This is a genomic window from Nocardia arizonensis, from assembly GCF_001310275.1.
GTDB lineage: Bacteria > Actinomycetota > Actinomycetes > Mycobacteriales > Mycobacteriaceae > Nocardia > Nocardia arizonensis.
This window is the reverse complement of the sequence record NZ_LGYZ01000067.1, coordinates 112,759-137,925: the sequence shown is the minus strand read 5'-3', so window position 1 is coordinate 137,925 and position 25,167 is coordinate 112,759. Positions and strand designations below refer to the sequence as shown.

Below are 25,167 nucleotides of genomic sequence, written 5' to 3'. Positions count from 1 at the left end.
TTGCGGGCTAACGTCACGATGGGTTATCGGATATATCCGTAGTGAGCCCCGGATCTCATCCGGCGGCGCCGGGTCTCGGGATCGTGTTCCGGCCCGCGGGAACGGGGATGATGGGAGAGCTGCTGTGCGAGTACTGGGTCCGTGGTCCGATCCGGGCACCGTGGACGCGCTGGCGGGCGGCAAGGCCCGCGGTTTGTACGCCTTGCACAACGGCGGATTCCGGGTGCCGGAGTGGGTCGCGCTCGGCACCGATGTCTTCGACCGATTCGCCCGCGATACCGGTCTGACCGATGTCATGGCCGAACTGGCGGCGGCCGCCGACCTGGAGACCGCGCTGGCCGCAGGCGCGGCGGTGCGGTCGGGTATCGCGGCCGCGGCACTGCCGGAGGCGGTGCGGGAGGTGATCGCGGCGGCCGCCGCGCGTCTGGGGGACGAGCCGATGGCGGTGCGGTCCTCGGTCGCCGCCGAGGATGGCGCCCAGCACTCCTACGCGGGTCAGTTCGATTCCTACCTCAACGTGCGGGCCGCGGCGGTACCCGCCGCCGTGCGCGACTGCTGGGCCTCGGCCTTCTCCGAGCGCGCCCTCCGCTACGGCTTCGCCCGCGGTCTGCCACCCGTCGCCGCGCCCGCGGTGGTGCTGCAACGGCTGGTGCGCGCCCGCGCCGCGGGTGTCGTGTTCACCGTCGACCCGGCCACCGGCAGGCGCGCCACGATGCTGATCAGCGCGGTGTACGGGCTGGGCGAGGGGCTGGTTTCGGGGGCGGTGGACGCCGATTCCGTGGTCGTCGACGCCGCGACCGGCGCGATCCTCGACACCGTCATCGGCGACAAGGATCGCAGTTACGCGCCCGCGGGGGAGCGGGGCTGCGAGGTTCGCGCGGTGGATCCGGCCGAGCGGGCCCGCGCGGTGTTGACCGCCGAGGAGGTCGCCGAACTGACCGAGTTGGGCCGCAAGATCGATATCGAGCGCGGCGGTCCGCAGGACATCGAATGGGCGATCGACGACTCCGGCATCTGGCTGGTGCAGGCCCGCCCGATCACCGCGGTCGCCGTCCCGGCGGAGGTGTCCGGGCCGTCGCTGTCGCCCGACCTGCTCGGTGCGGGCGAATCCGTACCCGACGGCGAACTGCGAATCTGGGACAACTCCAACATCATCGAGAGTTTCAGCGGTATCACCTCCCCGCTGACCTACACCACCGCCGCCGACATCTACGGTCGCGTCTATCGCGGTTACGCGCGCTCGCTGCGGGTGCCGCCGCGCCGGCTGCGCCAGATCGAGGCGTGGACATCGGTGCTGCTCGGCTACTTCCACGGCCGCGTCTACTACAACCTGCTGCACTGGTACCGCATGGTGGGGATCGCCCCGGGCTATCGGCTCAACCGCAAGGTGCTCGAGGCGGCGTTGGGCGTGGACGAGCCGCTCGCCGACGATCTGGCGAAGACCTTGCGCCCCTACACCTTCGACAACCCGCTCGCCCGGCTGTGTTCGCGAGCGGTCACCACCGTGACCTATCTGCGCAGGCTGTTCGGCATCGATGGGATGGTCGAACGGTTCACCACCGAGTTCTATCGCGTCTACGACGAATACGACGCCATCGACTACGCCGCGCTGACCGGCGAGCAGGCGTATTCCGCCTACCGCGCCGTCGACCGCGATCTGGTCGAGCGCTGGGGTCCGCTCATGGTGCTCGACGCGATCCTGCTGACCTGCACCGGCCTGCTGTTCGGACTGACCAAGCTGTTCCTGCCCAACGCCCCGGAATGGTTCCTCTACGCCGTGGTCGGTCCGGGCGCGGATGTGGAATCCGCCGAACCGGCTCGCGCCATGACCGAACTGGCCCGGCTGGTGCGTGCCGATCCGGAACTGACCGAACTGGTGAACACCACCGCGCCGCGGCACATGCTCGACACCCTCCGCGCGTCGGGTCGCACGGAATTCCTGGCCGCGGTGCGGGCGTATCTCGATCGCTACGGCTACCGCAGCCTCGACGAGCTCAAATTGGAGACACCCGACCTGCGCGAGGACCCGGCGAGCCTGTTCATCATGTTGCGCAGTGCCGCGGGCCGGGTGGGTGACACCGCGTCGCCGAATCGGTCGCGGGAGGCCGAGGAATATCTGGACGCGCGTCTGCGCGGTCCGCGCCGCCGGATCTACGAGCGGCTGCGGGCCAAGGTGTCGCGCTGCGCCGCCCACCGCGAACGGCTGCGGTTCTGCCGCACCCGCGCCTTCGGCATGGTCAAGCGGATGATCCGGGCGATGGGCCGCGACCTGGTCGCACGCGGCGTACTGGACGAGTTCGACGACGTCTTCCACCTGACGGTCCAGGAACTGCGCGGCTGCTACGAGGGCGCGGACACCGCGTCGCTGCGGGGGCTGGTCGCCGCGCGCAAGGCCCGCCGCGGCACGGACGCCGATCTGGTCGCCCCGGCTCGTTTCCGCACCTTCGGCGCCGACTTCGGTGCGGCCGCGCTCGCCGCGCAGGGCTGGGTGCCGGTGACCGACACCCCGCCCGCCGCCACGGGGACGGTCCTGTCGGGAACTCCGTCGGCGTCGGGCGTGGTGGAGGGCGATGCGGTGGTGGTGAGCGAGCCGCGGGACGTGGCGGGTGGCATTCTGGTCGCCTACCGCACCGATCCGGGGTGGGTCGCGGCGCTGCCGTCGGCCTCGGCGCTGGTGATCGAGCGCGGCAGTCCGCTGACCCATGTCGCGATCGTCGCGCGCGAACTGGGGGTGCCGACCGTGGTGCAGATCAAGGACGTCACCAAGAAAGTACGGACCGGTATGCGGATTCGGGTCGATGGGACCGGCGGAACGGTTACTGTGCTGTCCGAAGGAGGGCGGCCCGATGAAGCCTGACAAAAATGTTGCGGCCGTGCGTGATTGGCTGTCGAGCCCGACGCCCGACACCGGTGTCCACCTGGCCGACGAGTCCGACGGCTGGGAATACCGCAGCTACGCCGAGATCGCCGAGCAGACCTGGGCCATCGCCGCGCGGATGCGCTCGGCCGGATTCGGCAGCGGCGACGGCGCGTGCGTCATCATGCCCACCGGATTCCCCTGCGTGGCCGCCTTCTACGCGGTGTGGGCGTGCGGCGGCGTGTTCACCCCGGTCGCGCCGCCCATGTTCGGCGACCTCGCGCAGATCGTCGCGCACATCGCGGGGATCATCGAACAGGCCGCCCCGCGGCTCGTCGTGACCTCGCCGGAGTTCGAATCCTTCGTCGGCGAGGCCGCGAAACAGGCGGGCCGGGCCGACGAAGTGCTGGTCATCGACGCGGCTACGCTGCCGCGGGCGCCCGAGACCCGCGAATTCGGCGCGCCCGACGAATGCGCGTTGTTGCAGTTCACCTCAGGATCGACCGGTAACCCGCGCGGCGTCCGGGTGAGCTGGCGGAATCTGGCGAACAATATCGCCATGATCTCCGCGCTCATCGACTGGCGGGCGGGCGAGGCCATGGTGTCGTGGCTGCCGCTCTACCACGATATGGGGCTGGTCGGCGCGTTCCTGACCACGGTGACCAATCAGGGCGAGCTCTACCTCATGCGCCCGGATCAGTTCGTGCGCGACCCGGCCCGCTGGCTGCGCGCGATGGCCCACGCCCAGCACACGCCCTCGCCCTCCTTCGCCCTCGGCTACGTCGCGCACCGGGTACGCCCCGAGGAGATCGCCGACCTCGACCTGTCGGGCTGGCGCACGCTCGCGGTCGGCTCGGAACCGGTCGAGGTCGCCGATCTGCAATCCTTCGCCGACCTCACCGCACCCCGCGGCTTCTCCCGCTCGGCCTACACCCTCGCCTACGGCCTGGCCGAGGCCACGCTCATGGTGACCTCCTCGGCGCGCGCCCGCCCCGTCACCGCCCTGCGCATCGACAATCCGAATCTGCGCTTCGGGCAACCGGTTCCGGTGCTGGCCGAGGCGATCCTGGACGACGCCCACCGGGTGTCGGGCGGTGGCTGGATCACCGGACTCGGCTGTTCCACAACCGAGTCGCGGGTGCACGTGATCGACGAGGACGGCGTCGCGCTGCCGGACGGCACCCTCGGTGAATTGGTGGTGACCGGCGATTCGGTAGCGATGGGCTATTCCGGCGAACCCGCGACGGGGTCGTCCACGCGCATCGTCGACGGTGCGCTCTATTCCGGTGACGCCGGATTCCTCTACCGCGGTGAGGTATTCGTCCTCGGGCGGATGGGTTCGAGTCTCAAGGTGCGTGGCCGCTCGGTCTTCATGGAGGACATCGAGTCCCGGGTGGCGCAGGAAACCGGGCTCACCAAGGGCAAACTCGCCGCGGTCGCGCTGACCGCGGCGGGCGCGCAGGGGATCGCGCTGTTCGCCGAGGCCGCGCCCGGTGACTGGATCCCGCAGGCTCGCAAGGTGATCCGCGGTGAGCTCGGCCCGGCCCAGACGATCGAGATCGTCACCGGTCCGCGCGGAATCATCCGGCGTACGTCCAGCGGTAAGCCGCGCAGGCGGCACATGTGGCAGCTGTATCGCGACGGCGCGCTCGAGGGCGCCACAGCGCATGGCGTCGAGACGACCGAGGCGACCGAGAGCCGGTCGGCCCTGCCGCTGCCGCGTGTGCGCGAACTGCTCGACAAGGCACTGCGCGGTGTCGAACTGCCCGCCGACGCGGCCGTGGTCTTCGAGGGTTCGCTGGCCGAGGGATTCGGCAACGAGGGTTCGGACGTGGATTTCCTCGCCGTGGTACCGGGCGATGAGCAACTGCCGACCCTGCCGACGGTGCTGTTCGTGGACGGCCGCCGGGTCGAGGTGCGCACCCGGTCGGTCGCGCAACTGCGCGGGCAGCTGGAACAGGTCGCCGGCGAACCGGACGAGGATCTGCTCAATCGCTGCCAGCGTTTCCTGCGCGCGACGGTACTGCGGCACGGCGCGGTGGACGTGGACGCGCTGCGCGCCGTCGTGAGCCACGACGAACTCGCCGCGATCCTGGACCGCTGGTGGACCGCCCGCGCGGTGCGGGCCCTGCGATACGCGGTGGCGCTGAAGGCGTTCGGCGCGGTCGCCGAGGCCGCGGAATGGGCGCGTGACGGGATCACCCAGGCGGTCAAGGCATGGGCCGCGCGCCGCGGGGAGACCTACGTGGAAACCAAATGGCTGCCGAACCAATTGGACCGGATCGGCGAGCACGCGCTGATCGAGCGTTACCGCGAACTCGCCGACTCCGCCGCTCGGACCCCAGGGCGACCCGTGGGGGACGAGTCGTTCACCGGTGTTCTCGGTGACGGTCCGGCGCGCGCGCAGGCCGAACAGGCGGTCTGGTCGCAGGTCTGGGAACTCGCCGCCGACCTGGGCGTACCCGATGTCGAGGACGATCCGCGTCGAATCGTGTTCGCCCGCCGCGACAAGGTCACCACCTGGCCCATCGGGGGCCGGGTCCATGTACTGCGCGAGGACCGTGACGTCTTCGTCCTCTCCGATACCGCCGCGGCGGCGTGGCGATCGGTGGTCTTCCGCCATTCGGTGCGCGATGTCACCGCGCGGCAGCCCGGAATCGGGGGGTATCTGGCCGAATTCGTCGCACTCGGATTCGTCGGCCTGCAATGGCGCGGCGGACCGGTGATCGAACCCGCGCTGGCCATGTGCAAGTCCGCGCGGCCCTATACGCCCGCGCCCGCCGCCGTCGCGCCGGTGCTCGGGCTGTCGGGTGCGGCACGTGGGGAGGCCGAAGTCTGTCTGGCGCCGCTGCCCGCCGACCGATTCACCGAATGCGCGCTGAATCTGGTGTGGTCCAACGTGGTGCTGGAGAACGCCCGCGAGGATCTGGCCGGCGCGGTGAAGGACGGTCAGGGCGCGGTCGCCGATATCGCGGCGCACCGACTCGTCGCCATGGCGGTGCGGGTGCTGCTGTCCGCGTTCGGCGTCCACCCGCTGCCCGCGGATGTCGCGCCTGCCGAGACGGTCGCACGACTGCTGCCGTCACGCCTGCGCGACGAGCTGCTGCCCGCCCTCGACTCCGCACGCGGCGTGCGCTTCTCGGCGCTGCTCGCCGCCGGCGGCGACGCCCTCGCCGGACTCGCGACACTCGACGATTTCGTCGTCCGCGTGCGGGGGATCGCCGCGGGAGCCGAGTCCACGCGCGGATTCCCGGCCTCCTTCGATTCCCGCGAACAGTGGCAGCGCACCCTCGCCATCGGCTACGACTGGTTGCGGCTGGCGGGTTACCTGAATTCCGAACTGCCCCTGGACGAAGCGCGCGACCTGCTCGCTTCCGGTGGCCGACAGCCGCACCTTCGCGACGAGGAGGCGATATGACCGCCGACCGGGTGCGCCGCATCATCGCGGCCATGGCGCCCCAGCCGCCCGCCGAACTGGCCGACACCGATCGTCTCGTCGAGGATCTCGGCTTCGAATCGCTGCGGCTGATGGAGCTGACCGTGGCGCTCGAACGCGGTTTCGGGCTGCCCCGCTACCAACCCGAGGAATTGATCGGCGTCCGCCGCGTCGGCGATGTCGTCGCCCTGGTGCGGGGGAGTCTGGGCGAGCGGGTGCGCCCGTGAACGGGCGGGACGCCGTCCTGGTGACCGGAGCGGCCGGACTGGTCGGCGCGGAGGTGGTCGCCCGGCTAGCGGCCGCGAGCCGGCCGGTGGCCGCGGTCCTGCACGACAAGTCCGAGATCGTCCGCAACGACGGCACCGTCCTCGAGGCGGGCACCACGGTGGCAGGCGATATCCGCGTGCCCGGATTCGGATTGTCCGACCGCGACGCCGCGGATCTGGCCGAGCGGGTCGGTGTCATCGTGCACTGCGCGGCGACCACCGCCTTCGACGCGCCGTCGAGCGTCTACGAGGAACTGAACGTGCGCGGCGCGGCAAACGCGATCGAGCTGGCCCTGTCATGGGATGTCCCGCTGGTCCATGTCAGTACCGCCTACGTGTGCGGTATGCGCGGCGGGACCATCGGCGAGGACGAACTCGAGGCCGGGCAATCCTTCGGCAACGAGTACGAGAAGAGCAAATTCCGCGCCGAACAACTGGTGCGCGCGGCGGGCGGTCGCGGCCTCGACTGGGCGATCGTGCGGCCCGGCATCGTGACCGGTGACAGCGCGACCGGCGCGATCCGCGAGTACAAGAATCTCTATACGGTCGTGAAACTCATGGTCGAGGGCAAATTGCGAACCCTGCCCGGCCGCTACGACGCCACGGTGTCACTGGCCCCGGTCGACCATGTCGCCGATGTGATCGCCGCGGCGGTGCTCGACATCGATTCCGTCATCGGGCGCACCCTGCACGCGGTCGGCGGCGATTCGCTGTCGCTGCGCGAGATATCCGACGTGCTGGCCGAATACCCCTCCTTCGCGGTGGCGACCTTCGTGCCCGAATCCGGTTTCGACGAGGCCGATCTCGACCCCGTCGAGCGCGAGTACTACCGCCGCATCGGCTCGCTCTACACCAGCTATTTCCGGCGGCGGCCGGTGTTCGACACCACCCGGGCCCGGATCGCTTGCGGCAGGCCCGCGCCCGCCACCGGTAAGCGGTATCTGCGCCTGCTGCTGGATTTCTGTCTGGAGACCGGCTATCTCGGTGTGCCGCTGCCCTCGATCGACGAGGTGCTGTCGGCCACCGATATCGGCGGCGACCGATGAGCGAGGACGACCCGCGCGCGCTGCTGCGCACGCTGACCCCGACCCCGGCGAAGGTCGAGGCGTATCTCGGCGACACCTATCTGCTCGAGACGGTGGAGCATCTGCGTCGCCGCGATATCGACCCGGCCGCCTTCGCCCGCGGCCATTCGCTGCTGCTGCTCAAGCCGGACGCCATCGTGGCCAGGGCCGTGGAACCGACCCTGCGTTGGCTGGACGCGAACGGTTTCCGCCTGCTCGGGGCCTACCGGGTGCCGGTCGACCGGCATCTGGCCCGCGCGCTGTGGTATTTCGCCTGGAATATCGCCTCACCGGAACGCCGCCGTCTGGCCGATCTGCTGGTCGGCATCTCCGACGCGCTGGTGCTGCTGGTGCGCGGCGAGGACGCGGATCTGCCGGTGCCGGTGCGCCTGGCCGAGGCGAAGGGCCCCACCGACCCGCACAAGCGCCGCCCGGGGGAACTGCGGCATACGCTCGGACTGCACAGCTATCTGCTGAATCTGGTGCACTCGCCCGACGATCCCGCCGACGTGCTGCGCGAATTCGCCATCTATTTCGACGAGCGGGCCCGCGAGGCCGTTCTCGCCGACCTCGACGCGGACACCGCGGCGGGCGAACGGGCCGAGCGGCTGGCGCGCGATCTGTACCGGGGGGTGCCCGCGGGCAGTTTCGACCGCGCCGACGCGCTGACCCGGCTGCGCGCCGACGTCGGCGACGACACCGACGGCGCGTGGTCGGATGCCGACTGCGCGCGGCTACTGTATTCGGCCTGGGCGGATGGCCGCGACCTCGATCCATGGTCGGTGATCGTGCTCGGGTCCCACGTACTTCCCATGCGGGCCGGAACTCGGTCGCAGACCCTGCGCCCGGTCACCGCCGACGATTGGTTGGGAGCTCAGCCGTGACATCCACCGCCGCCGTGACGGCAACGCACGAACGCACCATCTCGCGAACGCTCGCCCACCGGTGCGCGGTCGCCGAGGTGTTCGTCACCTCGTTGGGCGCGGTCGCCGCCGACGAATTCCTGGTCGGCGCGCAACTACCGAGGATGCACGCCTACTACGGCGACCACGCGGGCGCGCTGGCCGACCGCTACGATCCGCTGCTGGTGATGGAGGCGGCGCGCCAGGCCGCCATCGCGCTCACCCACGAGTTCTACGCCGTGCCCCCGGAATCGGCCTTCGTCGTGCGCACCTTCAACGGCACCGGCGCCGATTCCGCGGCCTGGCGGGTCACGCCCGAACCGGCCGATCTGGAGATGACGGTGCGGGTGCCGCGCGAACACCGGCGCGGGGCGAGCATGCACGGCCTGGACATGGTGCTCGACATCTCCCGTGCGGGCGAACCAATGCTGACCGTCGACGGCTCCTTCTCCTGGACCACGCCGGGGCATTGGGCGGCCATGCGCGCCGGATTCCGCGACGGTCTCGGACTCGGCGCGTTCGCGGGGGCCGAACCGCCGGGGGAGCGCGCGCCCGTGGCCCGGGTGGGCCGGGAGAGCCGGCGCAATGTCGTCATCGGGCCGCCGGACACCGACGGCCGTCGCGCCCGTGCCGCGGTGGTCGCCGACCCCGCGCACCCGTTCCTGTTCGACCACCAACTCGATCACGTCCCCGGCAGTCTGCTCATCGAGGCGGCCCGGCAGACCGCGCTGGCGGCGCTCGGACCCGACCTGCCGCGGCTGGTGTGCGTGGCGAGCACCTTCGACGCCTTCGTCGAACTGGACCTGCCCGCCGAATGCCGGGTGGAGATCACCGATGCCGGGGCGCAGGACACCGTCGTGCACTGCGAGATCCACCAGGCCGCCGCGGTGGCCGCCCGTATCGATCTCGAATTCGCCGAGGGCGCGGGCGGGACGGCCGCGTGATCGACACCGAACTGCTGACCACGACCCGGGCCTTCCGCAGGCGACTGGATCTCGACCGTGCGGTGGACCGACAGGATCTGCTGGACTGCCTCGAGATCGCGGTGCACGCGCCGAGCGGCACCAATCGTCAGCCGTGGCGGTTCGTCGTGGTCACCGATGCGCGGCTGCGCCTGGGTATCGCCGAGTACTACCGCAAGGGTTTCGCGGCCTATCTCGCGGCGCGCGCCCCGCGGCCGGATCAGATGGCCGATCTCGCCTCCGGCCGGTATCTGGCCGAGCACCTGCACGACGTGCCCGCGCTGGTGCTGGTCTGCTCGGTGGGCCGCCCGCCCGCTCAGCCGTCGGCGCTGCGGTTGGCGAGTTTCTACGGGTCGATCTATCCCGCGGTGTGGAATCTCGTGCTCGCGCTGCGCGCCCGCGGACTCGGCTCGACCATGACCACCGCGCACCTCGCCCACGAACGCGAGGTGGCCGAGCTTCTTGGCATTCCGTTCGACGAGGTCACCCAGGTCGCTCTGCTTCCGGTGGCGCACTTGCGCCCGGGCTCGGTCTCGCCCGCCCGCAATCGAACTCCCGCCACGGAACTCACCGGATGGGACCGATGGCCCGGGTGAGCGCCGCCGCGCCGCCGGAACCCTTCGCGGGCGCGCTGCGCATCGCGCGGTTCACCGCGGTCATGTACAAGCCGCACTATCTGCTCTACGGCATCCTGTGGGTGCTTGCCCTCGAGGGCACCGCGGCACTGGTCTCCCAGCCGGAGACCGCGTGGCGCCCGACCGGCGCGACCGTGCTGCGCATCGTGATCGTCGCCTTCGTCCTGCTCTATCTGCGGATGATCGACGAACAGAAGGACCTCGACTACGACCGCGTGCACAATCCGTCTCGTCCGCTGGTCACCGGTGCGGTGCGCGCGCTGGATCTGCGCGTCGCCATGGCGGTGATCGCGGCGGGCGCGCTCGCGGCGAGCCTGACACTGTCGATCGTCTCCGCCGTCGCGATCGCCGCGGTGCTCGGCTACGGTCTGCTGCTCTGGTGGCTGGAGCGGGAATCGGCGGCGGTGCGCACGGATATCCTGTTGAACCTGGTCGTCACCTATCCGGTGCAGCTACTGGTCACCGCCTACGTCGTGGTGTCGGCGATCGGTACCGGCGAGGTGTCGTGGCGCGCGTCGGTGCTTGGTGTCGCGGTGATCTTCGCGGGCGCGTTCCTCCAGTTCGAATTCGCCCGCAAGACCTCCCGGTCGTATCGGCCGGGCGAGCTGTACTACTCGAATCCGCTGGGCGCGACCGGGAGTGTGGCCGCGTCGCTGGCGTGCGCGGTCGTGGCGGTCGTCGCGGAACTCGCGCTGGTACGCCCGTGGCAGTGGGCCGCGCCCGCCGGGCTGCTCGCCTGGATTCCCTTGGCGCTGCCGCTGATCCCGGTCGCGGGGGCGTGGTCGTCGCGCCGGTCGGAGCGGGTGGACTATCCGGTGGCGCCCGCGGTGCTGTTCATCATTGCCCTGTATCTCGTCCTCATCGCGCAGGCGGCGGTGCTGACCGGTCGTTGAGACGGTTCAGGCGAGCGCCGCCTCGATCACGTTCTCCGGCGACACGGTTTCGACGGTCCGCAGCAGCGTGAAGCCCGAACGGGCCAGCAGGGCGCGGTATTCGGATTCGGTGCGCTCGCGGCCGCCGGTGTTGACGAGCATTTCGAGGTCGATGTACTTGCCCGGATGCGGTCGGCGGTGTTCGGGCAGGACCAGTTCGATCAGCAGCAGGCGCGCCCGCGGCGACATCGCCGCGCGCAGCGTGCGCAGAATGGCCGCGATCCGTTCCTCGTCCCAGTCGTGCACGACGTGTTTGAGCACGTAGGCGTCCCCGCCCGCGGGCACCTCGTCGAAGAAGGACCCGGCGCGGATCTCGCACCGGTCGGCCACGCCCATTTCGGCCAGTCGCGCGGGCGCGCCCGCGACCACCTCCGGCAGGTCGAACAGGATGCCGCGCGATCGCGGTGTGCGCCGCAGGATTTCGGCGAGGAAGCGGCCCTCGCCGCCGCCGACGTCGACCACCGTGTCGAAGCGGGCGAAATCGAAGCCGCGCAGCAGCGGTTCCACCGACATGCTCGCGATGCTGGTCATGGCGCGGTCGAAGACCTCGCCGAGTTCGCGATCGGCGGCGACGCGATCGAAGAAGGACCCGCCCCCGCCCGTGGCGTCGACCGAGGCGCCGGTGCGCACCGCGTCCACGATGCGGGTCCACTGCCCGCGGTGGAATTCGGTGCCGAAGAACAGGATCGCGTCGCGCAGCGAGACCTCGGCATCGCTGCGCAGCGCCCGCGCCGCCGGGGTGAGCCGATAGCGGCCGCGGCGATCGATGCCGAAGACCCCGTGGCTGACGAGCAGGCGCAGCAGCCGGTGCAGTGCGTCCTCGTCGGCCCGCACGGCGAGCGCCAGTTGCGCGCCCGTGCGGGGGCCGTCGGCCAGCGCGTCGGCGATGCCGAGTGCCGCCGCCGCGTGGATGGCCTGCGTCAGCCACCCCGCGGTGAACATCTCCATGAGCGCGAGATGTCCGGGTACGAGCTTGCGGTGCAGTGTCACCAGGGTGGCGCGGAGGAGTTCGACGGCGCGGACGGCAGGAAGGGGCGGCTGCCCGATCGACGGCACGGTGACTGCCTCCTCGCGCGCGGAACGTGGTCGTGAGCGGAGTGATGCGTGGTGCGTGGTGCGTGCCGAAGAATAGCCGTTGTCCGGTCTCCCGGCTACGGTCGCGCGCCGGAACGACGAAGACGACCGCGACAATTCGCCCTTATCGCCCGATGGTCGAAGGTGCCATAGTGATAACTGTCTGATTGCTCAATGAGTGTCGGCGGCCGGATCGAACGATGCCCGGACTCGCGCGCCGACCCGGGCGACCCGATGCGCGCGGGCCGCGCCGGGCCGCGCGCGCGACGAGAAAGATAACGGTTGAGTCGTTATGTGGATGGGAGAGCGAGGAATTGGGAAAGTATTGGTACGCGTCATGCGAGCGGAATGAGGTGCCTCATGAACACGTTGGTGTGCGGCGACTGCTGGCGACAGGAAAATCTGACGTTCGCGCAGCGATTGGATCCGGCCTTCATCCGGCCCGGAATCCGGTACCTGTGCCCCGAACACATGGCCAGGCAGGACGAACTGCTCGGCAGGCCCGGAATACGGAAAACGGCGGCGTGACCAGCTGAGCGACGCGTGCCGCGCTAATCGGCGCGGCGCGGCGCGTTGCCCGCGCGGGCGCGTTCGCGTTCGGCCGCGGTGGCCAGATAGTCACCGAGTTCGCGGCGCAACGTGACATCGAGCGATCGCGCCAGCGTGCTGTGCACCGAGGCCACGGCGAGCTCACGCATCTTGTTGAGCATCGTTGTGGTGTCGGCGATCTCGGCGCTGGTCTCGGGCAGCCACCCCGCGCCGTGTTCGCCGACGATGTGCTCGCGCGCGGCGCTGATCATGATGTGGGTGATGTCATCGATGCGATCGGCCACCTTGGCGTAGATCTCGATGAGAGTGCGCAGTTCCAGGCCGTATTCGTGCAGTTCGGCGAATGAGGTCAGCAGCTGGGTGTCGGTGAAGACGACCGTATCGCCGTCGAGGCGGACCAGCTTCATCTCGACCAGCCGGTCAACGAGTTCCTCGGCCTCCGCGCCGAGAATGGTGCCGATGAGTTCGCGGGAGACCTCGAAGGTCTCCTCCTCGGCCCACGGCGCGGTGAGCGCGTGCTGAAGTCCGAGCACCTCGGTGAGGTCCTTGCCGGTCTCCCAACTGGTGATGAAGTCGGCGATGTGCGCGGTGGTGAAGCCGCGCTGGAGCAGGGCGTCGATGAGGCGCAGGCGTTCGAGATGGACCTGTCCGTAGATACTGGCCCGACCATCCCTGCCGAGCGGCGGCGGCAGCAGCCCGCGCTCCTGGTAGGCGCGCACATTGCGCGTGGTGGTACCCGCGGCCCGAGCCAGATCGTCGATCCGGTACTCCACCGGCGCCTTCACCTCCTCACCCCTGCCCGTCGCCCGCGCACCGGCGATCCGGTGACTCGGCTGAGGCGAGTCTAACCGCCGGATCGCCGAGCGCCCTCACCTGGGAACGGCAGCCTGTCGCGGCTGGTCGGCGCGCGCCGCGAACGGCTCGGCCTCGTAGTCGCGCGGGTCGAATTCGCGCAACTGGCCCACGTACTGGGTGGCGAAGCCCGGATACATGGTGGCGTTGAAGCCGTCCTCGGTGAGATACCAACTGCGGCAGCCCGAATTCCAGGTGGTGGCGGCGAGTCTGCGCTGGATGGCGGCGTTGTAGCGGTCCTGGCGGTCGCGGCGCACGTCGAGCAGCCGCAGGTCGCGGCTGAGGATCGTCTCGATCGCGCCGACGATGTAGTCGATCTGGGCCTCCATGTAGACCAGCGCCGAATTGTGTCCCGGACCCGAATTCGGACCGAAGGTGAGAAACAGATTCGGATAGCCCGACACGGCGACGCTCCGGTAGGCGTACGCGCCGCGCGACCACTCCCGCGCCAGCACGCGCCCGTCGCGCCCGACCACCGGAATCGGCGTGCCGGTCTTGGAGACGTCGAATCCGGTCGCGAAGACGATGCAGTCGGCCTGGTGTTCCACGCCTTCGGCGGTGCGGATGCCGTGTTCGCTGATGCGGGCGATCGGCCAGGTGATGAGCTTGCAGTTCTCGCGTTGCAGCGCCGGGTAGTAGTCGTCGGTCATCAGCAGCCGTTTGCAGCCCGCGCGGAAGTCCGGGGTGAGCTGACGGCGCAGCCACGGATCCTTGACCTGCCTGCGCAACTGCGCCTTGCCGACCAGTTCGACCACCCTGGTCAGCGGGGTGTTCCACACCACGCCGAGCGCCACCGACTCGTGACCGTAGAACCACAGCTGCCGTGCCAGGGTCTGGGTCGCGGGCACCCGCCGGTAGATCTCCTTGGTGAGTGCACCGGTGCGCCGGTTCACCCGGGGCAGCACCCAGCCGGGCGTGCGCTGGAACACCTTCACCGCGGCGGCCCGCTCCACGAGTTCGGGAATGATCTGCACGGCGCTGGCCCCGGTGCCGACCACGGCCACCCGCTTGCCGGTGAAGTCGTAGTCGTGGTCCCAGCGGGCGCTGTGGATCATATGACCGCGGTAGTCCTCGATACCACGGATCGGGGGCAGGCTCGCGTTGGCCAGCGGGCCCGAGGCGAGCACCACCGTCCGCGCCCGCACCGGCTCCGCGCTCCCCTCGACCCGAACCTCCCACAGTCCGGCGGCCTCGTCGAAGGCCACACCGGTCACCGTGCTGTCGAATCGGATATGCGGGGCGAGATCGAAACGCCGCGCCATCGACTCGATGTAATCCAATATTTCGCGGCTGCCGGAATAGGTGTGCGACCAGTGCGGATTCGGGGCGAACCCATAGGAGTACAGCCGTGACGGAATATCGCAGGCCGCGCCGGGATAGGTGTTGTCGCGCCAGGTGCCGCCGAGCGCGCCGGCGCGTTCGAGTATCACGAAATTCGTGATGCCGCGCTGACGCAGCCGGATGGCCGCGCCGACACCCGCGAATCCGCCGCCGATCACGGCCACGTCGAGTCGGCCGGGTGCCCGAACCGAGTTCTCGCCCACGGTCGCGGAATCCTTTCGCCCGTTCATGCCGCGGGCTCGTAGGTGAGTTCCTTCGACCATGTCGGGTCCTCGCGCAGCAACCTCTTCGGCACTCGCGCGGTGATCCGTACCAGCGCGTCGGCGAAAAGGTGATACGGGTGGCCGCGGTCGACGACCCAGCCGCCGTGCGTCTTCACGATCTGGTACATGGGCAGGCGGCGGGCGAATTCGCTGCGCTCACCGACAGTGCGGTAGCGCTTGAGCGCGGTATAGAGCTTCTCCTCGTCCACGCCCATCGCGACGATATTGTCGCGCATCTTGTTCAGCAGCGGCACATAGCTGAGCACGCCGATGAGGAACGTCGGCTTGACCCACCCGCCGACCAGTTCGATCATCAGTGTGCGCAGCCGCGCGTGACCGAGCACGTCCATCACGGCGAAATCCACGGCGAGATGCCGGGATTCGTCGGCGTTGATGCGCTTGAACACCTCCTGGCAGACCGGGTCGTCGATCTCGTCCATGATGAATTTCACCAACGCGCCGTCGAGGGCCACCTCGAGCATGGGGATGACGGTGCCGAGGAACGACAGCGACATCTCGTCGGAATACTTGTCGAGGAAATCGATGACGAGTTTGACGTTCACATTCGGCTGCGGGATCGCGTCACCGTCGAGCATGCCCCACCGTCGCATGAGCGCGAGTTCGGCATTGGCGTGCTTCTGCTCCTCGGCGTGGAAATAGCGGTAGATCTCGCGCAGCGTCTCGGTCGGTGCCTTCTTGGCCATGGCGGCGAAACCGCGCGCGCCGACATTCTCGATCCACATCAGATCGGCCATGAAAGGCGCTAGCCGGGCGTGCAATTCGGGCGAGACGGTGTCCGCGCCGGGCGCGTCCCATTCGATATCGGCCAGCGCCCATTGCCGATCCTTGATCTTGGCGAGCATATCGTCGAAATCCATGGCGATGGCCATGTCAGACTCCCGTCTTGTCGGCGAGCGCGCGGTCGCCGGTGGTGGATGCCTGCTGCGGCAGCAGCCGGTCCAGCAGGCCGAGGGCGTAGGTGTACTGGGCGGGGAACCAGCGTTTGAGCCGCCAGACCACGTGCGCGTCGAACTGCGGCAGCACGTAGAGCGTGCCGCGGTCGTGCGCGTCCAGGGTGATGCGCGCGACCTGGTCGGGGCCGAAACCGGTCCAGCGCATGAGGGTTTCGGCCAGGTGCCGGGAACCGTCGGTGATGCGGCCGTCGTGGGCCACATTGGTCTTGACGAAGGTCGGGCACAGCACGGTCACCGCGACATTCGAGGCCGCCAGCTCGGCGGCCATGGTCTCCGACAGTGAGATCACCGCGGCCTTGGAGGCGTTGTAGACCGCCATCGAGGGCGCGGCGGCGAATCCGGCGGCGGAGGCGACATTGATGATGCCGCCGCGGCGCGCGGCGCGCAGTTGCGGTGCGAAGATCTCGCAGCCGTGCACCACGCCCCACAGGTTGATGCCGAGCGCCCATTCCCAGTCCGCGAAACCGATATCGCCGACGTGTCGGCCGCCGATGCCGACGCCCGCGTTGTTGACGACCAGGCTGACCGGTCCGTCGAATACGGTCTCGGCGAAATGGGCGAGCAGTTGCATATCGTCGCGCCGGGCGACATCGCAGGCGAAGGCGTGGGCGACGCCCGGATGGTCGCGTTCGATCAGCGCAACCGTCTCCGCCGCCCGCGTGCTGTCGATGTCGGCGCAGATCACCCGCCCGCCGCGCGCCGCGATCTGCACGGCGAACGCGCGGCCGATTCCGCTGCCCGCGCCGGTCACCACCGCGCGCGCGTCGCGGGTGCGCGGTGATCCGCCCGGCAGCAGTCTGTCCAGTCCGAATATTCCCATGTCAGCTCGCTTCCGTGCTCGCGCGTTCGGTCATGGCGGCCCGCAGGAACGCCGCGGCCCGGTCCAGTGCGGGATCGGCCTGCGGTGACAGCAGCGGCAGCGCCTGGAAGACGTGCACCTGACCCGGCCAGATCTCCAGTTCGCAGGTTCCGCCCGCCGCGCGCACCATGTCGCGCAGCGCCCGTGCGTCGGCACTGAGCATTTCCGCGCCGCCCGCTTGGACGAGGATCGGCGGTAGGTCGATGCCGTACGGAACCCGCAGCCGCAGGCGGGGCGTGTCGTCGGGGAGGCCGCGAGTGTAGTGGCGGGGAAGCCGAGCCGCGGCCGCGGCGGAGATGAGCGGATCGCGACGGCGCCGTTCCGCGGCGGCGGCCAGGGTGAAGGTCAGATCCAGCAGCGGGGAGAACATGGCCACGGCCGCCGGTTGCGGCCGCCGTGCGCGCTCGTTCTCGACGAGCAGGTCGAGCGCGAGATGTCCGCCCGCCGAATCACAGGCGATGACAATGTCTTCCGCGCGGATACCCCCGCCGAGCAGCCAGCGGTAGCCCGCCTCCACGTCGTCGGCCGCGGCCGGGAAGCGATGTTCGGGGGCGAGTCGGTAGTCGGTGAGGAAGACCGGCAGTCCGGTGCGACGGGACAGTCGCGAGGCGAGTGCGCGATGGGTGCGCACCGAGCACAGCACGTATCCGCTGCCGTGGATGTAGTAGACGGCGCGCGGTCCGAAACCCACACCCGCCGCCCGCACCCATTCGCCCCGGACCGCGCCCGTCGAGACCGAGGTGACCGAGGTGCCAGTGGGGACCGGCCCCGCCGTCGCCATGATGCCTGCGATGAGCGCGCGGGCGATGCGGATGCCGGGGGGATTGAGCGGGATCGCGCAGTTCACCGGTCGCATCAGGTACTCGGCGGCCACGGCGGCGAGTACGGCTCGCGTCGACGGCGGGGGGATCGAGGTCGTCGTTGACCATGTCATGAGCTAAGGATCATTTATTAATGTGCCAGTTGTCAATGGCTCATTGATAAAAGGTGTTACTTGAGGTGTCGGACAGTGTGATTCTCGCGGGTCAGTACCCGCGAGCCGGATCGATCGGGGCCAGCAACTCCCGGCCCTCGGTGAACCGACGTACGTTCTCCGCGACATGGTCGGCGAACGCGGCCATCCGCAGCTGCGGCGGATTCGAATCATGCGGCGTGACAATGATGTTCGGCAGCGTCCAGAGCGGATGGCCGTCCGGCAGCGGTTCGGGGTCGGTGACGTCGAGTCCCGCACCGCCGATAGCGCCCGAGGACAACGCCGCCACCAGCGCGTCGGTATCGATGAGCGGACCGCGCGCCACGTTGATCACCCACGACGAGGGCTTCAGCCGCGACAGTACGTCGGCATCGATCAGATGGTGGGTGTCGGGCGTCGAGGGCGCGGCCACCACGACATGATCGGTGCGCGCCCACACCTTGTGCAGCTGATCGGCGGGCAGGGTCTCGACCGCGTCCGCGATCCCGGGGCCGGTGATCGGGTGACCGGACCTGGTCACCGCGATGATGTGCGCGCCCAGCGGGGTCAGCAGGGGGATCAGCGCGCGGCCGATGCCGCCCGCGCCGACGATCGTGATCGTCTTGCCGCGCAGCGAGCCGACGTGCGGGAAGAAATCCTGTTGCCGCCAACTGCGCGCCCGCAGTTGTTCGGGCAGATAGCGCACACCCGCGAGCAGCAGCATGAGCGCGTGTTCGGCCACGCTGGCCGCGAATGCCCCCGCGGCGGAGGTGAATCGGATTCCCGGCAGCCGTGTGAATACTCCCGCGGCGAACCAGTCCTCGACACCGGCCGCGGGCAACTGCACCCATTCCACCGTGTCGGGCAGCTCGCGCGGGAAATCGGCCGGACGGCCCACCCAGATCAGGCCCCTGGCCTCCGCGAGGTCGGTGAGCGCCGCGCCGCCCTCGACCACCGCCTTCGCGAGCAGTGTCGGCGCCTGCCCGACCGGGCCGATCGCCACCGGTACGACCGGATCGCTCATCGCGGGGACCTCCTCGCCGAATACCGACCACGGCCGGTCGGGTCCCTCCCCGCCGACCTGGACGGGCCGATACCCGTCACCGCCGAACCTATCACCGCGCCCGCGACCACCCCGGCGCGCCGACGTCCTCGCCGCCACGGGTCCGGCCGTCGCGCGCGTGCCCGGCGCGCGGTCACTCCTCCGGCGGATCCTCGAGCCGGTCACGATCGGCCCAGGCCAGCAGGGGCGCGATATCGAAGACCGCGTCATCGATGCCCGCGTGCAGGTCGCCGATCTCGGCGTAGCGCCGCGGCACGGTCGACATGGTGAAATCACGCGGATCGATATTCGGGATCTCGTCCCAGCGCACCGGTGTCGACACCGTGGCCGCGGGAACCCCGCGCACCGAGTACGCGGCGGCGATGGTGTGATCGCGCGCGTTCTGGTTGTAGTCCACGAACAGCATGCGCGGATCGCGGTCCTTGCGCCACCACGTGGTGGTCACGTCCCGCGGCGCGCGCCGCTCCACCTCGTGCGCGAAAGCCAGTGCGGCGCGCCGCACTTCGGCGAATCCGTAGTCGGGCCGAATACGCACGTAGACGTGCAGCCCTCGGCCGCCGGAGGTCTTGGGCCAGCCGACCGCGCCGAGTTCGTCGAGCACCTCGTGCACCACGCCCGCGACCCGCCGCACCCGCGACCACGGACAATCCGGCATGGGATCGAGATCGATACGCCACTCGTCGGGACGTTCGGTATCGAAGCGCCGGGAGTTCCAAGGATGGAACTCCACCGTCGACATCTGCACGGCCCAGATGACATCCGCCAATTCCGAGACGCACAGTTCGTCGGCGTGGCGGCCGTAGCGCGGGAAGAACACCCGCACGGTCGGAATCCAATCCGGCGCTCCCGCGGGCAACCGCTTCTGGTGCACCTTGTCGCCCGCGAGCCCCTTCGGAAATCGGTGCAGCATGCACGGCCGGTCCCGCAGCGCGTTGACGATCCCGTCGCCGACGCTCAGGTAGTACCGCACGAGATCGAGTTTGGTCGCGCCGGACTCGGGGAAATACACCCGGTCCGGATTGGAGATGCGCACCCGATGCGGTCCGACATCCAGTTCGATCGCGGGCGTTCCCGACTTACCGGCCACCCTGCGACCCTAGCCTTTACATCCAGCCCGTACTCGCCGACACGATTCGGGTGTCCGCGCGGCGCGAGCAGGCCGAGGCATCCGCCGAGTGGGAACGCTCGGGGCGGAATGCCCGCTCGCGTGGGCCGGACTAGGTGACGGTGGCGAGGGCGAAGGGCAGGACCGCGGGTGCGCCCGCGGCGCGGAGAGCGTGGGCGGCGAGGGTGAAGGTCCAGCCGGTGTCGGTGAGTGCGTCCACCAGCAGGATCGGACCCCCGACGTCGGTGAGGTCGGGCACCTCCCACGCCTCGTAGAGGCCGGCCACGCGGTGGGCGGAGTTGGCCGCCGAGACCGGTGGACGGTCCGGGCGGCGGATCAGTGTGCCCAGGTCGGTCAGGCGGCCCACCTCGGCGAGCCGGGCGGCGAGGGTCGCGGTGAGCACCGGGTGGGTCGGGGACTCCAGTGCCATGACGGCGACCGGGCGAGTGGCCCAATCCCATTCGCGCAGCACCGTGACGCAGGCATCGAAGACGGCGTCGGGCACCGGATCGTCGGGTGCGTCGAGCAGGGCGCGCAGGCGCTGACCCCAGCCGAGATCGGTGAGCCTGCCGAGCGCCCGACCGACCTGGGCGCCCGCGGTGATCTTGCCCGACAGGGGGATGCCGAGCGTGTTCAGTCCGGTCGGCCACTGTTTGCGGGGGGCGAGGTCGAGACCCGGGCGCGTCAGGCGGGCGCGGGTCGCGGTGACCGAGGCGGCGTCGACGGTGATGTCGGGCCGCACGCCGGTGCAGTTGTCGCAGCGTCCGCAGCCAGGCGCGGAATCGGCGGGCAGACCGGGATCGTCGAGTTGGCGGCGCAGGAAGTTCATGCGGCAGTCCGCCGTGGACTGGTAATCGACCATCGCGCGCTGTTCGGCGTCGCGGGCGGCGGCGAGCCGTTCGTAGCGTTCGGCGTCGTAGACCCAGTCCGAGCCGGTGGCGATCCAGCCGCCGCGGACCCGGCGCACCGCGCCGTCCACGTCGAGCACCTTGAGCACCATCTCCAACCGGGAGCGATTCAACTCGACCCGAGGTTCCAGCGCCGCGGTCGACAGTGGCCGGTCGAATTCGAGCGCGTCGAGCACCGCGCGCACGACGTGCTCGCGCGGGAAGGCGACCGAGGCGAAATAGCTCCAGATCCGCGCGTCCTCCGGGCCGGGCAGCAGGATCACCTCGGCACGGTCGGTGCCGCGGCCCGCGCGCCCCACCTGCTGGTAGTAGGCGATGGGCGAGGAGGGCGCGCCGACGTGCACCACGAAGCCCAGATCGGGTTTGTCGAAGCCCATCCCCAGCGCCGAGGTCGCGATCAACGCCTTCACCTCGTTGTTCAGCAATGCCGCCTCGAGCGCTTCGCGTTCGGTGGGATCGGTCTGACCGGTGTAGGCGGCCACCTTGTGACCGCGGTCGGCGAGCACGTCGGCCAGATCGTGCGCGGCGGCCACGGTGAGCGTGTAGACGATGCCGGAACCCCGCAGCGCGGGCAGATGATCACCGAGCCACGCCGTGCGCTCCACGGCGTCGTCGAAGCGGATCAGCGACAGGTGCAGCGACTCGCGGTCGAGAGTGCCGCGCAGCACGAGTGTTTCGGCCGAACGGCGTCCCGAGGCCGGGTCGAATTCCGGGCCGATCTGGCTCGCGATATCGGTGACCACGCGGTCGTTGGCCGTCGCCGTGGTGGCGAGCACGGGGATATCGGCCCCGAGATCGGCGACCAGGGTGCGGATGCGCCGGTAGTCGGGCCGGAAGTCGTGACCCCAGTCCGAGACGCAGTGCGCTTCGTCGATCACCACCAGACCGGCGTCGGCGGCCAGTTCCGGCAGGACCTGATCGCGGAAGTCGGGATTGTTGAGCCGTTCCGGGCTGACGAGCAGCACGTCGACCGCGCCCGCCGCGACCCGCCGGTGTATCTCACCCCATTCGGTGACGTTGCCGGAATTGATGGTGGCGGCGACCACGCCCGCTTGTTCGGCCGCCGCTACCTGATTGCGCATGAGCGCGAGCAGCGGCGACACGATCACTGTCGGCCCGCGGCCCGCGCCGCGCAGCAGTTTCGCGGCGATGAAGTACACCGCCGACTTGCCCCATCCGGTGCGCTGCACGACCAGCGCCCGCTGCCGACGCACCACCAGCGCCTCGATGGCGGTCCACTGGTCCTCGCGCAGTCGCGCGGACGGCCCGGCCAGGTCGCGCAGCAACTGTTCGGCCCGATCCCGCAGGTCGTAACTCACCGAGGTCATGGGGTCCATCGTGCCGCAACCGACCGACAGGTGAGATCCGGCCGGAGCGGGTCAGCCCTTCACGCACAGGACCTGACGCAGGGTCGCCACCACGTCGACCAGGTCGCGCTGGGCATCGACCACGGCATCGATGTCCTTGTACGCCCCCGGGATCTCGTCGACCACGCCCGCGTCCTTGCGTGACTCGACCCCTGCGGTCTGGGCGATGAGGTCGGCCACGGTGAACTGGCGCTTGGCGGCGTTGCGGCTCATGCGCCGACCCGCGCCGTGCGAGGCCGAGCAGAACGAGGCCGGATTTCCCTTACCGCGCACCACGTAGGACCGGGTGCCCATGGAGCCGGGGATCAGCGCGAGATCGCCCGCGCCCGCGCGCACCGCGCCCTTGCGGGTGACCAGCATCGGCACGCCGTCGATCTCCTCCTCGCTCACATAGTTGTGGTGGCAGGAGATCGGGGCCTCGAACCGCACGTCCCGCTCACCGAACTCGTCCCGGATCGCACCGCAGACCAGGGCGAGCATGACCGCGCGATTGCGCGCGGCGTACTCCTGCGCCCAGGTCAGGTCGCGCCGGTAGGCGTCCATCTCGGCGGTGCCGGAGACGAACACCGCCAGGTCGCGGTCGGGCAGATCGCGGTTGTGCGGCAGCGTCCGCGCCACGGCCATATGCCGCTCGGCGAGTTCCTTGCCGATATTGCGGCTGCCGGAATGCAACAGCACCCACACCCCGTCGTGCTCGTCCAGACACACCTCGATGAAGTGGTTGCCGCCGCCGAGCGACCCGAGCTGCTTACCCGCCTTGCTCTGCAAGCTCTGCACATCCGGGTGCAGAGCGCCGAAGGACTGCCAGAAGCGCTGCCAGCCGTTGACCCGGCGCGCCGACTCGCCGTGCGAGACGCCCGAGCGCGCGTTCAGCTTCGCCACGTCGACCGGCTCGCGGTGCGCCTGGAAGCCGACGGGTACGGCCGCCTCGATCCGCCGGCGCAGCGAGCGCAGGTCGTCGGGCAGATCGGCGGCGGTGAGGTCGGTCTTCACGCTCTCCATACCGCAGCCGATATCGACGCCGACGGCCGCGGGGGCGACCGCGTCGCGCATGGCGATGACCGAACCGACCGTCGCGCCCTTGCCGAGGTGCACATCCGGCATCACGCGCACGCCGTGTACCCATTCGAGTTGCGCGATATTGCGAAGCTGCCGCACCGCGGCGGGTTCGATCTCGTGCTCGTTGGCCCACATCAGCGTCCGCGCCCGGGTACCGGGCAACTCGACGGGAAACATCGTTCGATCCTTTCGATCTCCTACCCCGTCCACGGTAGAAAGCCGGACGGTCGCCGCGCATCCGAATTTCGCTCGGACGGCCGCGGGCGCGGGGGTAGACGCGCTCGGCGTTACCGGAGGCCGCCGCCGCGACCGGCGCTCCGGCACGCGTCGGTGATCACCTCAGAATCGCCACAGGGTCTGTTCCACCAGCTCGCGCGGTGTCGCCCCGTCGCAGCGCCGCGCCTCCGCGCGCCGCACGGTCACCAGCGCGTCGTGCAGTTCCGGCCCCATCGCCGCGGCCAGCACCGCGGAGTCGGCCAGGTGTGCCGCGGCCTCGGCCGGGCCGGTGGGCAGTCGCGGGACCGCGGAGTCGGGGTCGAGGTCCGCCGGATCGCCGGTGATCTCGGCGGGCAGGCGCAGGTCGTCGGCGATACCCGCGAGTCCGGCGGCGATCACCGCGCCGACGATCAGATACGGATTGCCGGTGGCGTCGAAGCATTTGATCTCGGCATTGGCCGCCCATTCCTCGGTGCCGCGCACTCCGGTCACGAAACGCAGTGCCGCCTCGCGTGTTTCGCGTCCCCAGCACTGCCAGACCCCCGCCCACCGGGAGGGACGCATACGCAGGAACGACGCGGGATTGCCCGCTCCGACCGCGACCAGGGCGGGCAGTTCCCGCAGCACTCCCGCCAGGAAGGCCGCGCCGCGCGCGTGCATGCCGTAGGGGCCGGGGCCGCCCGCGAACAGCGATCCCTCGGCGGTGTGCACCGAGAAGTGCAGGTGCGCGCCGGAACCCGTGCCCTCGGCTTCCACACAGGGGGCGAAACTGGCGCGCCTGCCCGCGTCCGCGCTCACCTGGCGGATGGTGTGCCGCAGCAGGACCACGGCGTCGGCCGCCGCTACCGGACCATCCGGGGCCAGCGACAATTCCAGTTGCGCAAGTGCGTATTCCGGATGGAACTGCTCGACCGTGAGACCCTGCCTGCCAAGTGTCGCCACCAGATCCAGGGCGTAGCCCGCGACCGATCCGAGTCGGGTGATGCCGTAGGCGGGGCCGTAGAAGGCGGGGACGAAGTCGCTCGTACCGGCCATGCCGAGCGACCACTCGGTTTCGAATGCCATGGACAGCCGCAGTCCGGCCGCCCGCGCCGCCTCGACCTGCCGCGCCGCGAACGCGCGTTGGCATCCGACGAATCGGTCGCCCTCCTGGACGTACTTGTCGGCGGGCGCCCACGCCCACCCCGGCTGGCACGCCAGCACCGTGAGTGCGCCGAGATCCGGGATGATCCGCAGGTCGCCGTCCGGGCCGCCCAGATACCGTCCCATCGACATCACGTCGTCGAAGGTGAAGGTCTCGAAACAGGGCGAAACCCCGACACCGAAGCGCGCCGCGCGGGTCAACCGCGCGGCGGGCACCGTCTTGACCCGGGTGATGCCCGCGTTGTCGACGAACGACAGTGCGATCATCTCCGCGTCGACGTGACCGATCGAGGCGTCGTGGTCGGGGATGCACTCCGGGGTGGTCGGCATGGTCGTCAACGATAGGCGGCGCACCGGCTCGCGACCGGCAGCCGCGATCGAATACGCT

Annotated in this window: 20 protein-coding genes; 9 read left to right on the top strand and 11 right to left on the bottom strand. The window is 70.0% G+C overall.

What is annotated here, in order from left to right:
- The first annotated feature begins 124 nt into the window (after positions 1-124).
- Genes APZ21_RS13015 through APZ21_RS12980 form a run of 8 tightly spaced genes read left to right on the top strand, consistent with a single transcriptional unit; the run spans position 125 to position 11,015 of the window.
- The gene (locus tag APZ21_RS13015) at positions 125-2,857 is read left to right on the top strand and encodes a phosphoenolpyruvate synthase (protein WP_054813535.1); all 2,733 of its coding nucleotides are present in this window, start codon (positions 125-127) and stop codon (positions 2,855-2,857) included.
- Complete coding sequence (locus APZ21_RS13010; RefSeq protein WP_054813534.1) at positions 2,847-6,275, top strand: AMP-binding protein; 3,429 nt, start codon at positions 2,847-2,849, stop codon at positions 6,273-6,275. The genes APZ21_RS13015 and APZ21_RS13010 overlap by 11 nt, the downstream gene beginning before the upstream one ends.
- On the top strand, positions 6,272-6,520 hold the full coding sequence (locus tag APZ21_RS13005) for an acyl carrier protein (protein ID WP_054813533.1): 249 nt from the start codon (positions 6,272-6,274) through the stop codon (positions 6,518-6,520). Before APZ21_RS13010 ends, APZ21_RS13005 begins: the two co-directional genes overlap by 4 nt.
- Entirely contained in the window at positions 6,517-7,605 is a 1,089-nt protein-coding gene (locus APZ21_RS13000) for an SDR family oxidoreductase (RefSeq protein WP_054813532.1), read from the top strand. Before APZ21_RS13005 ends, APZ21_RS13000 begins: the two co-directional genes overlap by 4 nt.
- A complete protein-coding gene (locus tag APZ21_RS12995; protein WP_054813531.1) occupies positions 7,602-8,507 on the top strand; it encodes a nucleoside-diphosphate kinase in 906 nt (301 codons plus the stop codon). Before APZ21_RS13000 ends, APZ21_RS12995 begins: the two co-directional genes overlap by 4 nt.
- Complete coding sequence (locus APZ21_RS12990; protein WP_054813530.1) at positions 8,504-9,469, top strand: ScbA/BarX family gamma-butyrolactone biosynthesis protein; 966 nt, start codon at positions 8,504-8,506, stop codon at positions 9,467-9,469. The genes APZ21_RS12995 and APZ21_RS12990 overlap by 4 nt, the downstream gene beginning before the upstream one ends.
- On the top strand, positions 9,466-10,083 hold the full coding sequence (locus APZ21_RS12985; protein WP_054813529.1) for a nitroreductase family protein: 618 nt from the start codon (positions 9,466-9,468) through the stop codon (positions 10,081-10,083). The genes APZ21_RS12990 and APZ21_RS12985 overlap by 4 nt, the downstream gene beginning before the upstream one ends.
- Positions 10,062-11,015 (top strand): hypothetical protein, encoded by a 954-nt coding sequence (locus APZ21_RS12980; RefSeq protein ID WP_239476605.1) that lies wholly within the window; start codon positions 10,062-10,064, stop codon positions 11,013-11,015. The genes APZ21_RS12985 and APZ21_RS12980 overlap by 22 nt, the downstream gene beginning before the upstream one ends.
- Before the next feature lie 6 nt (positions 11,016-11,021).
- Here APZ21_RS12980 and APZ21_RS12975 read toward each other — a convergent pair whose 3' ends face one another.
- Positions 11,022-12,110, bottom strand: coding sequence for a methyltransferase (locus tag APZ21_RS12975; RefSeq protein ID WP_054813527.1), 1,089 nt, complete (start codon positions 12,108-12,110; stop codon positions 11,022-11,024).
- Positions 12,111-12,488: 378 nt separating this feature from the next.
- Here APZ21_RS12975 and APZ21_RS33980 point away from each other — a divergent pair, with 378 nt between their 5' ends.
- Positions 12,489-12,656, top strand: a complete 168-nt coding sequence (locus APZ21_RS33980; protein ID WP_156371044.1) for a hypothetical protein — start codon at positions 12,489-12,491, stop codon at positions 12,654-12,656.
- Positions 12,657-12,679: 23 nt separating this feature from the next.
- On the opposite strand, the gene APZ21_RS12970 is transcribed toward APZ21_RS33980, so the two are convergent.
- The 10 genes from APZ21_RS12970 to APZ21_RS12925 all read right to left on the bottom strand — a co-directional run bounded on the left by APZ21_RS12970 (position 12,680) and on the right by APZ21_RS12925 (position 25,109).
- The gene (locus APZ21_RS12970; RefSeq protein ID WP_239476604.1) at positions 12,680-13,462 is read right to left on the bottom strand and encodes a MerR family transcriptional regulator; all 783 of its coding nucleotides are present in this window, start codon (positions 13,460-13,462) and stop codon (positions 12,680-12,682) included.
- 84 nt (positions 13,463-13,546) lie between these two features.
- Entirely contained in the window at positions 13,547-15,073 is a 1,527-nt protein-coding gene (locus tag APZ21_RS12965; protein ID WP_239476603.1) for a flavin-containing monooxygenase, read from the bottom strand.
- A 23-nt stretch (positions 15,074-15,096) separates the two neighbouring features.
- Positions 15,097-16,017, bottom strand: coding sequence for a hypothetical protein (locus tag APZ21_RS12960; protein WP_054813636.1), 921 nt, complete (start codon positions 16,015-16,017; stop codon positions 15,097-15,099).
- 7 nt (positions 16,018-16,024) lie between these two features.
- Positions 16,025-16,927 (bottom strand): SDR family NAD(P)-dependent oxidoreductase, encoded by a 903-nt coding sequence (locus APZ21_RS12955; RefSeq protein WP_054813525.1) that lies wholly within the window; start codon positions 16,925-16,927, stop codon positions 16,025-16,027.
- Position 16,928: 1 nt separating this feature from the next.
- The gene (locus APZ21_RS12950; protein WP_054813524.1) at positions 16,929-17,900 is read right to left on the bottom strand and encodes an alpha/beta hydrolase; all 972 of its coding nucleotides are present in this window, start codon (positions 17,898-17,900) and stop codon (positions 16,929-16,931) included.
- Positions 17,901-17,991: 91 nt separating this feature from the next.
- Positions 17,992-18,942, bottom strand: a complete 951-nt coding sequence (locus APZ21_RS12945) for a D-isomer specific 2-hydroxyacid dehydrogenase family protein (RefSeq protein ID WP_054813523.1) — start codon at positions 18,940-18,942, stop codon at positions 17,992-17,994.
- A 172-nt stretch (positions 18,943-19,114) separates the two neighbouring features.
- On the bottom strand, positions 19,115-20,068 hold the full coding sequence (gene ligD, locus APZ21_RS12940) for a non-homologous end-joining DNA ligase (protein ID WP_054813522.1): 954 nt from the start codon (positions 20,066-20,068) through the stop codon (positions 19,115-19,117).
- Between the two features lie 130 nt (positions 20,069-20,198).
- Entirely contained in the window at positions 20,199-22,322 is a 2,124-nt protein-coding gene (locus tag APZ21_RS12935) for a RecQ family ATP-dependent DNA helicase (protein WP_054813521.1), read from the bottom strand.
- Positions 22,323-22,373: 51 nt separating this feature from the next.
- On the bottom strand, positions 22,374-23,597 hold the full coding sequence (locus APZ21_RS12930; protein WP_054813520.1) for an RtcB family protein: 1,224 nt from the start codon (positions 23,595-23,597) through the stop codon (positions 22,374-22,376).
- 162 nt (positions 23,598-23,759) lie between these two features.
- Positions 23,760-25,109, bottom strand: a complete 1,350-nt coding sequence (locus APZ21_RS12925) for a type I glutamate--ammonia ligase (protein ID WP_054813519.1) — start codon at positions 25,107-25,109, stop codon at positions 23,760-23,762.
- Between the last annotated feature and the right edge of the window lie 58 nt (positions 25,110-25,167).

What these genes read in the sequence shown, in the direction of transcription:
- APZ21_RS13010 (WP_054813534.1), top strand. Translation starts at nt 2,847, where the DNA reads ATGAAGCCTGACAAAAATGTTGCGGCCGTGCGTGATTGGCTGTCGAGC.
- APZ21_RS13005 (WP_054813533.1), top strand. Translation starts at nt 6,272, where the DNA reads ATGACCGCCGACCGGGTGCGCCGCATCATCGCGGCCATGGCGCCCCAG.
- APZ21_RS12995 (WP_054813531.1), top strand. Translation starts at nt 7,602, where the DNA reads ATGAGCGAGGACGACCCGCGCGCGCTGCTGCGCACGCTGACCCCGACC.
- APZ21_RS12980 (WP_239476605.1), top strand. Translation starts at nt 10,062, where the DNA reads ATGGGACCGATGGCCCGGGTGAGCGCCGCCGCGCCGCCGGAACCCTTC.
- APZ21_RS33980 (WP_156371044.1), top strand. Translation starts at nt 12,489, where the DNA reads ATGAACACGTTGGTGTGCGGCGACTGCTGGCGACAGGAAAATCTGACG.
- APZ21_RS12955 (WP_054813525.1), bottom strand. Translation starts at nt 16,927, where the DNA reads ATGGGAATATTCGGACTGGACAGACTGCTGCCGGGCGGATCACCGCGC.
- APZ21_RS12950 (WP_054813524.1), bottom strand. Translation starts at nt 17,900, where the DNA reads ATGACATGGTCAACGACGACCTCGATCCCCCCGCCGTCGACGCGAGCC.
- APZ21_RS12945 (WP_054813523.1), bottom strand. Translation starts at nt 18,942, where the DNA reads ATGAGCGATCCGGTCGTACCGGTGGCGATCGGCCCGGTCGGGCAGGCG.
- APZ21_RS12935 (WP_054813521.1), bottom strand. Translation starts at nt 22,322, where the DNA reads ATGACCTCGGTGAGTTACGACCTGCGGGATCGGGCCGAACAGTTGCTG.
- APZ21_RS12930 (WP_054813520.1), bottom strand. Translation starts at nt 23,597, where the DNA reads ATGTTTCCCGTCGAGTTGCCCGGTACCCGGGCGCGGACGCTGATGTGG.
- APZ21_RS12925 (WP_054813519.1), bottom strand. Translation starts at nt 25,109, where the DNA reads ATGCCGACCACCCCGGAGTGCATCCCCGACCACGACGCCTCGATCGGT.